Below are 11269 nucleotides of genomic sequence, written 5' to 3'. Positions count from 1 at the left end.
CATGCATCAACTGACCGGCAAAGTCGCCATCATCACCGGCGCCAGCTCGGGCATCGGCTACGAAGCGGCAAAGCTGTTCGCCCGCGAGGGCGCCAGCCTCGTGGTGGTGGCGCGGCGCCAGGCCGAACTGGAACACCTGGTCGCGGCCATCGAAGCCGATGGCGGCCACGCCGTGCCGCTGGCCGGCGATGTGCGCGACGAGGCCGTCGCCGAGGCCGCCGTCACCCTCGCCGAGCGCCGCTTCGGCGGACTGGACATCGCCTTCAACAACGCCGGCATGACCGGCGACGCCCTGCCCCTGCACCAGGTTCCGCCCGACGCATGGCGCCAGATCCTGGACACCAACCTGAGCAGCGCCTTCCTCGGCGCGCGCCACCAGATCCCGGCGATGCTGCGGCGGGGCGGCGGCTCGCTGGTTTTCACGTCCACCTTCGTCGGCCACACGGCGGGCTTTCCCGGCATGGGCGCCTATGCCGCCAGCAAGGCCGGCCTGATCGGCCTGACCCAGGCGATCGCCGCCGAATATGGCGCCCAGGGCATCCGCGCCAACGCCCTGCTGCCAGGCGGCACCGACACGCCGATGGGCCGCGCCTCGATGGACTCGCCCGAGGCGCGCCGCTACATTGAGAGCCTGCACGCGCTCAAGCGCCTGGCCAGCCCCGCCGAGATCGCCCGCTCCGCCCTGTACCTGGCGTCGGACGCGTCCAGCTTCACCACCGGCACGGCATTGCTGGTGGATGGCGGGGTGTCGATCAATCGGGGGTGATGGCGCCCGTTCAGCTCATGTAGACGCCACCGTTGATCGCGTAGTTGGCGCCCGTCACGAACGCCGCCTGGTCCGACGCCAGCCAGGCGCACAGGCCGGCCAGGTCCTCGGCGGTGCCCAGGCGCCCCACCGGCACGCTTTCGATGATGCGGTCCAGCAGCACCGGCGGGAACGCCTTGACGGTGTCGTCGGCGATGAAGCCCGGCGACACCAGGTTGACGGTGACGCCGCGCGCCGCCACTTCCTGCGCCAGCGAGCGGGTGAAGCCGATGACGGCGCCCTTGGCGGTGGCGTAGTTGATCTGGCCGATCTGGCCCTTCTCGGCCGCCACCGAGCCGATGTTGATGATGCGGCCCCAGCCGCGCTCGGCCATGCCCTCGACCACCTGCTTGGTGCTGTTGAACAGCGTGTCCAGGTTGCTGCGCAGCACCGCCGACCAGTCGGCGTGGCTCATCTGGCGAAAGCGCATGTCGAGCATGGCGCCGGCGTTGTTGACCAGCACGTCGATCTCGCCGACCTCGCGCCGCACCTTGGCGAAGGCCGCCTCGGTCGAGGCCCAGTCGGTGGCGTCGCCTTCCGAAGCGATGAAGTCGTAGCCCAGCGACTTCTGTTCCTTCAGCCAGTGGTCCTTGCGCGACGAGCGCGGCCCGCAGCCGGCGATGACGCGGTGGCCCGCGTGGTGCAGCGCCTGGCAGATCGCGGTGCCGGTGTGGCCCATCCCGCTGGTGACGTAGGCAATGCGCAAAGCCATGAACGTTCTCCTTTCAGAAACGTGGGAAGGCGCCGCCGTCAGGCGACGGCGCCAACCAGGGGGAACAGACCGAACGCCAGCGCGGCCGCCAGCATCACCAGGCACACCATGGTGGCCCACTTGAGCGAGTAGCGCTGGTGGTCGCCGAACTCCACGCCCGCCAGGCCCACCAGCAGGTAGGTCGAGGGCACCAGCGGACTGAGCAGGTGCACCGGCTGGCCGATCAGCGAGGCGCGCGCCATTTCCACCGGCGAGATGCCGTAGCCCTGCGCGGCTTCGCTCAGGATCGGCAGCACGCCGAAGTAAAAGGCGTCGTTGGACATGAAGAAGGTGAACGGCAGGCTGACCAGCGCGGTGATGCCGGCCAGATACGGCCCGAGCGCGTCGGGGATCACCGCCAGCAGGCTGCGCGACATGGCTTCGACCATGCCCGTGCCCGACAGGATGCCGGTGAAGATGCCCGCCGCGAAGATCAGCGACACCACCGACAGCACGTTGCCGGCATGCTGCGCCACGCGGCGGCGCTGCTCGGCCAGGTTCGGGTAGTTGATGATCAGCGCGACCGCGAAGGCGATCATGAACAGCACCGGCAGCGGCAGCACGCCCATCACCAGGCTCACCATCAGCGCCAGCGTCAGGCCGGCGTTGACCCACAGCAGCTTGGGGCGGCGCAGGTCGTGGTCGACTTCGATCTCGGGCAGGTTCTTGGGGCCGTCCTCGTCGTAGCCGGCATGCAGCGCGGCGCCGTCGGGCAGCGACAGCACGCCCAGGCGGCGGCGTTCGCGCAGGCCCAGAAAAAAGGCCAGCAACAGGATCGCGACAATGGCCACGCCCATCACCGGCACCAGCGGCACGAAGATGTCGCCGGCGTCCACATGCAGCGCGCTGGCGGCGCGCGCGGTCGGTCCGCCCCACGGCGTCAGGTTCATGACGCCACTGGCCAGCATCGCCAGACAGGTCATGGACAGCGCGTTCATCTTCAGGCGGCGATACAGCGGCAGCATCGAGGCCACCACGATCATGTAGGTGGTGGAACCGTCGCCGTCCAGCGAGATGACCAGCGCCAGCACGGTGGTGCCGACCACGATCTTGAGCGGGTCGCCCTTCACCGCGCGCAGGATGCGGCCGACGATGGGGTCGAACAGGCCGGCATCGATCATGACGCCGAAGTAGAGGATGGCGAACATCAGCATGACGCCGGTGGGCGCGATCTTGCGGATGCCGTCGAGCATCATCTTGTCGATGCCGGCGCCGAAGCCGCCGAGCAGGGCGAAGATGATCGGAACAAGGATGAGCGCCACCAGGGGCGAGAGGCGCTTGGTCATGATCAGCGTCATGAACGTGATCACCATGCCGAAGCCAAGCAGGGTCAATAGCATGAGGGGGTATCTCCGGGCTCGTTGTTATTTGCGCTCGGGGCGCTGGGGCGGAAGACTAGGAAGAAAAGCTGTCTGGAACCTGTCGTTTTTTGGGGGGCCGGGGTCGGGGTGGGGGGGTGTTGAGCAAAGAAGGGATGTAGGCCGTCCGGGGCGGGGTGGGTGTCGCGGAGCGCGCCTGCGATTGCGGTCCGGAGCCTTCGCTCCGGACTGCCCCTGCCTCAACCTCGTGGCCGCCCTTCGGCGGCTGCCTTCGGTTTCCGTCGGGCGCATCTGACGGCGCGCTCCGCGACACCCACCCCGCCCCGGACTACCGGTTTCTTGGTTTGATGCGTTGCTGGACCTCGGCGGCATGGGGGAGTGGTGGTGGCCCGCCTTTTTGGGCCGCGCGGGCGGCCCAAACGGCATACGCGGCCAGGGATTGCGTGGCGGTGTGCGCTGCGCGCTGGTGGGGAGCGGGGCGCTATGACAGGGCGTTACAGGGGGACGGATGTGGCGGCGGGGGCCATGGGTGGTTGGGGACGCTATGCGACAATCCCGCGCATGCGGATTCTGGTGATCGAAGATGATGAGGACCTGGCCGACGCGCTCGTACGCCGGCTGCGTCGTCTTGGGCATGCCGTCGATTGCCAGAAGGATGGGTTGAGCGCGGATGGGGTGTTGCAGTACGAGACCTTCGATCTGGTGATCCTGGACATCGGCTTGCCACGCATGTCGGGGTTCGAGATCCTGCATCGGTTGCGGGATCGGGGCAGCAAGACGCCGGTGCTGGCGTTGACGGCGCGCATCGATATCGAGGATCGGGTGCATGCGCTGGATACGGGGGCCGATGATTACCTGGCCAAGCCGTTCGACTTTCGCGAGCTGGAGGCGCGTTGCCGGGCGTTGCTGCGGCGGCCCAGCGTGCAGGCGGCGGGGGTGTTGCGGTTTGGCGAGCTGGTGATCGACAGCGCGGCGCGACAAGTCAGCCTGGCGGGGCAGCGCATCGATCTGCCCAAGCGCGAGTACAGCTTGCTCGAGATCCTGCTGGCCGGCATGAACCGCGCGGTGAGCAAGGCCGAGATCGCCAACAAGCTGTTCGCGTTCGATGATGATGCCGCGCCCAATGCCATCGAGGTCTACATCGCGCGCTTGCGCAGGAAGCTGGAAGGCTCGCCGCTGCGCATCGAGACGCAGCGCGGCACCGGCTACCTGCTGAAGGCGGTCGAGGATGCCGACGCCGACGCGGCGCCGCGGGACTGAGCCGGTGCCGTCCCGCCGCATTTCCGTGCGCCGGCGCCTGCTGGCGATGCTGCTGGCGCTGTTCGTGGCGGGGCTGGGCGCGCTGTACCTGCTGGTGCGCGGCTATGCGCAGCAGACGGCCGACACCACCTACGACCAACTGCTGCGGGCCTCGGTGCTGTCGATGGCGGACAGCCTGCAGCTGGTGCAGGGCGAGTGGCAGATGGACATGCCGTACGCCGCCCTCGCGCTGTTGGAACAGGCGCCGCGCGACCGCATTTTCTACCGCGTGGCGGCGGCCGATGGCGCGCTGATTTCCGGCTACGCCGACCTGCCTGCCCCGCCTGCTCACGGCGCCGACGCCAACGCCGACACGCAACTGTTCACCGCCACCTACCAGGACCAGCCGGTGCGGGTGGCGTGGATGGAGCGCAAGATCGCCGGCCCGCGCGCCACCGAGACGGCGCTGATCCAGGTGGCGCAGACGCGCGAAGCGCGCAACGCGCTGGCCGCAAGCATCCTGTGGCAGGGCACACTGACGCTGATCGGTTTCACCGCCGCGGCGCTGGCGCTGGCCTACTGGGGCCTGCAGCGCTCGCTGTCGCCGATCCAGCGCATCGAGCGCGAACTGGCCGCGCGCAGCGCCGCCGACCTGCATCCGATCGCCGCGCCCGTGCCCGAGGAGCTGGACACGCTGGTGCATTCGCTCGACGGCTTCATGGCGCGGCTGTCCGAGAACCTCGACACCCTGCGCCTGTTCATCGCCGAGGCCGCGCACCAGCTGCGCACGCCGCTGGCGGCGCTGCACGCGCAGATGGAAGTGGCGCTGGACGAAGAAGACCCGGCCGAACAGCGCCGCAGCCTGCTGGCGGTGCTGCGCAATGCCGAGAAGCTGTCGCGGCTGGTGAACCAGCTGCTCAGCGACGCCAGCGTCATCCACCGCAGCAACGTGCGCAAGTTCGGTCCCGTGGACCTGGCCGAGCTGCTTTCGCAGGCCGTCTACGACACCGTGCCGCAGGCCGACCCGCAGCCCGATGTGCGGCTGCAACTGCCCGCCGCGCAAGAGGGCGCGCCGCCCCGCATCGCGGGCGACAGCCTGATGCTGCGCGAGGCCTTCAAGAACCTGATCGACAACGCCCTGCGCCATGGCGCCTCGGCGGATGGCCACATCGACGTGCGGCTCGAACGCGACGACGCCGGCTGGCGCATCACCGTGGCCGACCAGGGGCCCGGCATCCCGGCCGCGCTGGCGCAAAGCGCCTTCGAGCGTTTCTCGCGCGGCCCCAACCCGCGCACGCCCGGCGCGGGCCTGGGGCTGTCCATCATCAAGCGCGTGGTCGACATCCACCACGGTCGGCTCAGTCTCAGCAATCGCCCCGGCGGCGGCCTCGAAGCCGTCGTCCTCCTGCCCGCCAACGCCCATGACGCCTAGATTTCCCCTGCTCGCGCGCCTGGCCGCGGCTGGCGCCGCCCTGCTGCTGACCGCGGCCAGCCTTGCCGCCGAGACCAGCACCGACGGCCTGACGCTGGGCCCGGCCGACAGCAAACACGTGCTGGTGCTGCACGCCTCCAACAGCGTGCAGGTGTTTCGCGGCGTGCTGGAGGACTTCAGCCAGCTCAACCCCGACGTGCGCCTGGAATACACGGAGCTGTCGACCCAGGCCCTGTATGCCGAAGTCGCCACCCGCGCCGCGCAGGCGCCGCGCGAGAAGGCCGGCCCCGACCTGGTCATCAGCAGCGCCATGGACCTGCAGACCAAGCTGGTCAACGACGGCCATGCCCAGCCGCACGTTTCGCCGGATACCCGCGCCCTGCCCGCCTGGGCCAACTGGCGCGACGAGGTCTTCAGCATCGGCACCGACCCCATCGTCATGGTCTACGACACCCGCCGCCTGGACGCTGCGCGCGTGCCGCGCACGCGCCGTGAGTTGCTGGCGCTGTTGCAGGCGCCCGACCAGCCGCTGGCCGGCCGGATTTCGACCTACGACGTCGAAGGCAGCGGCATCGGCTACCTGGCCGCCACCCAGGACGCGCGCCTGGACAGCCTGGCCGGCGCGCTGCTGGCCGCCTTCGGCCGCAACGGCGTCGGCGTGCACGAGTCGACCGAACACGCGCTCGACAAGCTCGAACGCGGCGAAATCACGCTGGCCTACAACCTGCTGGAATCCTATACCCGCCACCGCATCGACCAGGGCGCGCCGCTGGCCATCATCTACCCGCAGGACTACACCCTGATGCTGTCGCGCTCGGCCATCATCCCGCGCCAGGCCCCGCGCCCCGACCTGGGCGCGCGCTTCCTCGACTACCTGCTGTCGCCGCGCGGCCAGGACATGATCGCGCGCCAATCCGGCATGCGGCCGGTCAGCGCCTCGGTCGTGCCGGCGGCCGGCGTGCGGCCGGTGGCGTTGGGCGTGGGGTTGCTGGTGTACCTGGATCCGCTCAAGAAACGGCATTTCCTCGAAGTATGGCGCGCGGCGGCGCAGCCGCCGCGCCAGGCGGACTGAAGCGGTCAGGCCAGGTAAACCGCCACCTCATCCGGCGTCAGATAGCGCACGAACGTCATCGACGGCTGCTGCGCATCATGGATCGCGCCGTTGAAACCCGACCAGTTGCGTTGCATGCCCTCTTCCGTCTCCAACGCGATCAGCACCCGCTTGCCATGCCGGGCCAGATTGTCGCGCAGCGCCGCTTCGCCCCAGGCAAAACGCATGTCGTTGACCAGCTTTCCCTGCGCATAGGCATCGGCCTGCAGCCACTGGAAATCGGCGCTGTCGCGTTCGGCGTCGGGTTCGCGCGCGGCGATCTCGCGGCGCACGCCCAGGGCCTGGACGCGGTCCCGCATCAGATTCTGCAACAGCGTGAAGGCGTGGAAATTGTTGTTGATGCCGTGCGCCCGCGCCACGAAGCCCGTGCCGGAAGTGGGCAACACCACCACGAGTTCTTCCTCGTAGCTGATGCGCGAGGCCAGCCACAGGAAATGCAGCTGCTCGAACGGCAGGTTGTCGTTGAGCGTGGTCATGGCGTACAGCAGGTCCATCAGTTCGGCGTCGGCGACGAAGGCCTGGTGATTGCGCTGGTCGCGCATCAGCATGGCCATCATCGGTAGCACCAGCGTGTCGATGGCGGCGACCTGCGCATCGAGTTCCCAGCGCCGGTCCTCGGGAATGGCTTCAAGCCGCGCCACCGCCTCTTTCCAGGCCAGGCGGTCGGCTTCCTCGACCTCGGCGTCGTCATCCTCGACCTCCAGCGCGCAATACGGCCTCAGGGTCTGCAACCACGGGCCCAGCAACGCCTGCAACGCGGGGAACAGCAGCACGGGATCGGCGCCATCCTCCACCAGCGAACCGCACATCAGCGCCAGCGCCGCCGCCCGGCTGGGGTACAGCGACGGCAGCAGTTCGGCGCAGAACCGCAGGCCGGCGCTGGTGTGTGCCGGATCCTGGGCTTGCTCGTAGAACGCGCGGACCTCGGGACGCTGGAAGAACGCGTCGAGGGTCTCCACGTCGTCGGCTGACGTGACCGGGGAACGGAGCGCGGCGGCAAGCGAGGCAAAAGAGGTCGGCATGGGCTGACAGGAATAGTGAATCGGGGGACACCACTATGGCACAAACGGGCCCCACCCAAAACCGCCAGTTGCCGGCCGCGCCGACCGGCGCGGATCAATACCGGTAGTTCACCCCCAGCATCGCGCTGAACGGCGCGCCGTAGTAGTTGCTGTAGATGTTGGTGCTGGCGTAGTACTTCTTGTCCAGCACGTTGTTCAGGTTCAGCGTGGCGGACCACTGGCGGTTGAACTGGTAGCGCGCCATCAGGTCCAGCAGGGCGTAGCCGCTCTGCGACGAGTCCAATTGCTGGCCGCCCGGGCCGCGGCTGGTGAAGCCGCTCTGGCTTTCCCAGCGCACCCCGCCGCCCACGGTCAGGGCGCTCCAGTCGCCCGGCAGGCGGTAGGTGGTGTACAGCTTGGCGATGTGGCGCGGCAGCCCGACCTGGGTCGAGAAGCCCGTCGGCAAGCGGCGATCGACGTAGGCGTACGACAGCTGCATCTGCCAACCGGGCGCGAGTTCGCCGCTGAGCTCGGCTTCGACGCCGCGCAGCACGGCGCCGTTGGCGGCGACGTAGGCGCTGTCGCCATTGGGCGCCAGCTTGTCGCCGTCGACCATGGCGTAGTTGTCCTGGCGGGTGCGGAACAGCGCCAGCGCGCCGTTCAGGCGGCCGTCCAGCCAGGCACTCTTCAGGCCGATTTCGTAGGTGTTGCCCTTGATCGGCGCAATGCCGCTGCCCGACACGGTCTGCGCCTGCTGCGGCAGGAAGATGCTGGTGTAGCTGGCATAGGCGGACAGCGTCGGCGTCAGGTCGTAGACCAGGCCAGCATATGGGGTGTACACACCTTGCTCGCGCATGTTGTCCGGATAGGCCGAGCCGTCGTTGTAGGTGTATGAGGCCTGCTGGTCCCACCAGGTGACGCGCGAGCCCAGGATCACCGACAGCGCGTCGGTCGGCCGCAGGCGCAATGCGCCATAGACCGCGTTCTGCTTCTCGGTGTAGTAGCGCTTGCCGGTCGCCTGCCATTGGGGTTGCGGCATGTCGCCATCCCAGGCGCGCACGTCCGGGATGACCGGGTCATAGCCGGGCGCGGTCCACAGCGGATAGGTGTCGTAGTCGCCCCGGGTGCGCGACAGGCTCACGCCCAGCACCAGGTCGTGGCGGCGGCCCAGCGCGTCGAACGCGCCGCTCAGGCTGGCGTCCAGCGCATTCTGGGTCTTGGGGATCGGCCATTTGGCGACCCAGACCGAGGCGCCCTGCCCGGTCTGCGGGTTGGCCCAGCCGTTGCTGCTGAACCAGCCATAGGTGCGGTCGTTGTCGTCGCCGGTGCGCGACAGCGTCAGCGACCCTTTCCATGATGACGAGAACTCGTGATCGAGCGTGGCGAAGACGTTGTAGCGCGTGCGTTCCTGGCGGCTCCAGTTGGTGGCGGAATTGAACCGTTGCCGAAAGTCGGTCTTGGAGCCATCGGCGTAGTACGCGGGAAAGCCGAAGTACGAGCACGCCGTGCACTTCTTGCGCTGGTATTCCGCCCCCAGGGTCAGCAAGGTGCGCTCGGTCAGGTCCGCCTCGACCACTCCATACAGCAGTTGCGAATCCTGCTTGACGCGGTCGATGAACGAGCCGCCCTCCTGCCAGGCGCCCACCAGCCGCCCGCGCAGCTTGCCCGACGCATCCAGCGGGCTGCCCAGGTCGAACTCGGTACGCCGGTAGTCCCACGATCCGACGCTGGCGCCGACGCCGGCCTCGAATTCGCGGGTCGGCCGCTTGCGCACCAGGTTGATGGAGGCGGCCGGGTTGCCTGCCCCGCTCAGCAGGCCGGTGGAGCCGCGCACCACTTCGATGCGGTCATACAGCGCCGTGTCCAGCCCCAGGGCATTGAAGTCCTTGTGGGTCGGCACGCCGTCGACCTGCATGTTGGTGATCTCCATGCCGCGCGCATACAGGCCCTTCTCGTTGTCGTCGGCCGAGCCCTTCTTCTTGAAGGTCAGCCCCGGGGTGTTGACGATGGCGTCTTCCAGCGTGTTCAGGCCCTGGTCGGTGAGCCGCTGGCGCGTCATCACCGAGACCGACTGCGGCGTCTCGCGCAACGTCATCGGCAGCCGGGTGGCGGTGTTCGATACGCCGACCGTATACGAATCGGTGCCTTCGCTCGGGGTGGGTTCGCGCGCGCCCAGCACTTCGACCGGCGCCAGCGTCTGCGCATTGGCGGCGCGCAGGCCATAGCGGTTGCCGCCCTGATTGACGGCCTCCAGCCCGGTGCCCGACAGCATCGCCGCCAGGCCCGCGGCCACGCCATAGTCGCCCTGCAGGCCGGCGCTCTGGCGGCCCTGGGTGAGCGTGGCATCGAACGACAGCACCACCCCGGCCTGGGCGGCGAACCGGCTCAGGGCCAGGCCCAGCGGGCCGGGCGGCACATCATAGTGGCGCGACGCCTGCGCGCTGGAAACGGCCTGTGCCTGCGCCGACGGCGTGGCGCCCAGGGCGCCCAGGGCGGTCAAGGCGATGGCAACGGCGCGCGCCAGGGGCGCGAGTTTGGCGGAGTGACGAAGCAAGGGTACAGAAGGCATGGACTCAGGTTTCCGTATGGCAGATCCGACGTAATCCCTGCTAAGTCGGACGAGCGCGGAAAAAGGACAATGCCGAGCGAAAAAAATCAGCGGCGGGCGACGATGCGGACGTAATAACGGGTAAAGCGCGCGATGTTCACGGGCAGCGCGCGCGTCACGGCGGCCAGCGCCTGGTCGGTGTCGTCAACAGGAAACGCCCCCGACAGGCGCAGCGCCGCCACGCCATCGTCGCATCGCAGCAGCCCGGGCCGATAACGGTCGAGCCGGGCAATGAAGTCGTCCAACCGCCAGTTGTCGACCACCAGCAGGCCCCGCGTCCAGGCGTCGGGCTCGCCGGTGATGGCGCCGGCCGCCTGCGCCCCCGCAGGCGCCAGCGTGCCCTGCTCGCCCGCCTTCAGGATCACTGGCGCGCCGCCCGTCGCGGGTTCCAGCGCCACCGCATGGCGCAGCACCGCCACCCGCGTCAGGTCGTCCTGCCGCGTGACGATGAAACGCGTGCCCAGGGGACGCACCGCGCCGTGCGCGGTGAGCACGCGCAAGGGCGGCAGGCCGGGACGGACGTTTTCGGTGTCGACCAGGATCTCGCCGGCATGCACGAAGATGCGCCGCTGGCCGGCGTCGACGGTCACGTCGACCGCGCTGGCGCTGTCCAGCCAGAGCAAGGTGCCATCCGCCAGCCGCAGTTCGCGGCGCTCGCCTGCTCCGGTGCGGTAGTCGGCCAGCATCCGCTCCATCGGCAGGTTGCGCCAGGCCGCCAGGCCACCGGCGCCCAGCAGCGCCACCGCGCCCAGTCCGTTGCGCAGCGCCGCGCGGCGGCGTGAGAAATGCTGGTCGGCACGATTGAGCGTGTCGGCAGCCAGGCGCGCCGGCGCGGCTCCCAGCGTGCCGCGCAACCGTTCCACCTGCCCCCAGATGCGCGCATGTTCGGGATCGGCCGCCAGCCAGCGCCCATGCGCCGCCAGGTCGGCCGCGCTGACGTCGTCCGCGCAGAGCCGCGCGTACCATTGCGCCGCCGCGGCGATGGTCTTGTCCGCCATGGCCG

At 69.2% G+C, this 11269-nt stretch carries 9 protein-coding genes; 4 read left to right on the top strand and 5 right to left on the bottom strand.

Annotated features, from left to right (window positions below; all coding sequences use genetic code 11):
- Window position 1 precedes the first annotated feature (1 nt).
- Window positions 2-766: an SDR family oxidoreductase gene (locus ACUTAG_RS21930; RefSeq protein WP_006389165.1), complete on the top strand. Its 765-nt coding sequence runs from the start codon at window positions 2-4 to the stop codon at window positions 764-766.
- A 10-nt stretch (window positions 767-776) separates the two neighbouring features.
- Here the strand turns inward: ACUTAG_RS21930 and phbB are convergent, their stop codons facing one another.
- Together phbB and ACUTAG_RS21920 are read right to left on the bottom strand one after the other, a co-directional pair.
- The gene (gene phbB, locus ACUTAG_RS21925; RefSeq protein ID WP_148316379.1) at window positions 777-1517 is read right to left on the bottom strand and encodes an acetoacetyl-CoA reductase; all 741 of its coding nucleotides are present in this window, start codon (window positions 1515-1517) and stop codon (window positions 777-779) included.
- A 38-nt stretch (window positions 1518-1555) separates the two neighbouring features.
- Window positions 1556-2896: a CitMHS family transporter gene (locus ACUTAG_RS21920; protein ID WP_148316377.1), complete on the bottom strand. Its 1341-nt coding sequence runs from the start codon at window positions 2894-2896 to the stop codon at window positions 1556-1558.
- A gap of 540 nt (window positions 2897-3436) precedes the next feature.
- On the opposite strand from ACUTAG_RS21920, the gene ACUTAG_RS21915 reads away from it, so the two are divergent.
- From ACUTAG_RS21915 to ACUTAG_RS21905, 3 genes are read left to right on the top strand one after another with little or no spacing between them, the layout of a single operon-like run.
- Window positions 3437-4135: a response regulator transcription factor gene (locus tag ACUTAG_RS21915; RefSeq protein ID WP_020924786.1), complete on the top strand. Its 699-nt coding sequence runs from the start codon at window positions 3437-3439 to the stop codon at window positions 4133-4135.
- Window positions 4104-5546 (top strand): sensor histidine kinase N-terminal domain-containing protein, encoded by a 1443-nt coding sequence (locus ACUTAG_RS21910; protein WP_148316375.1) that lies wholly within the window; start codon window positions 4104-4106, stop codon window positions 5544-5546. The genes ACUTAG_RS21915 and ACUTAG_RS21910 overlap by 32 nt, the downstream gene beginning before the upstream one ends.
- Window positions 5536-6618: an ABC transporter substrate-binding protein gene (locus tag ACUTAG_RS21905; protein WP_054449304.1), complete on the top strand. Its 1083-nt coding sequence runs from the start codon at window positions 5536-5538 to the stop codon at window positions 6616-6618. The genes ACUTAG_RS21910 and ACUTAG_RS21905 overlap by 11 nt, the downstream gene beginning before the upstream one ends.
- 5 nt (window positions 6619-6623) lie before the next feature.
- Here the strand turns inward: ACUTAG_RS21905 and ACUTAG_RS21900 are convergent, their stop codons facing one another.
- The 3 genes from ACUTAG_RS21900 to ACUTAG_RS21890 all read right to left on the bottom strand — a co-directional run bounded on the left by ACUTAG_RS21900 (window position 6624) and on the right by ACUTAG_RS21890 (window position 11264).
- Complete coding sequence (locus ACUTAG_RS21900; protein ID WP_148316373.1) at window positions 6624-7679, bottom strand: hypothetical protein; 1056 nt, start codon at window positions 7677-7679, stop codon at window positions 6624-6626.
- Window positions 7680-7773: 94 nt separating this feature from the next.
- A complete protein-coding gene (locus tag ACUTAG_RS21895) occupies window positions 7774-10227 on the bottom strand; it encodes a TonB-dependent siderophore receptor (RefSeq protein WP_148316371.1) in 2454 nt (817 codons plus the stop codon).
- An 86-nt stretch (window positions 10228-10313) separates the two neighbouring features.
- Complete coding sequence (locus tag ACUTAG_RS21890) at window positions 10314-11264, bottom strand: FecR domain-containing protein (protein WP_020924791.1); 951 nt, start codon at window positions 11262-11264, stop codon at window positions 10314-10316.
- Window positions 11265-11269: the final 5 nt, after the last annotated feature.

It is taken from the genome of Achromobacter sp. CSND-B12, from assembly GCF_052906545.1.
The sequence above is the reverse complement of the archived record's forward strand: the minus strand, read 5'-3'. Positions and strand labels throughout refer to the sequence as shown.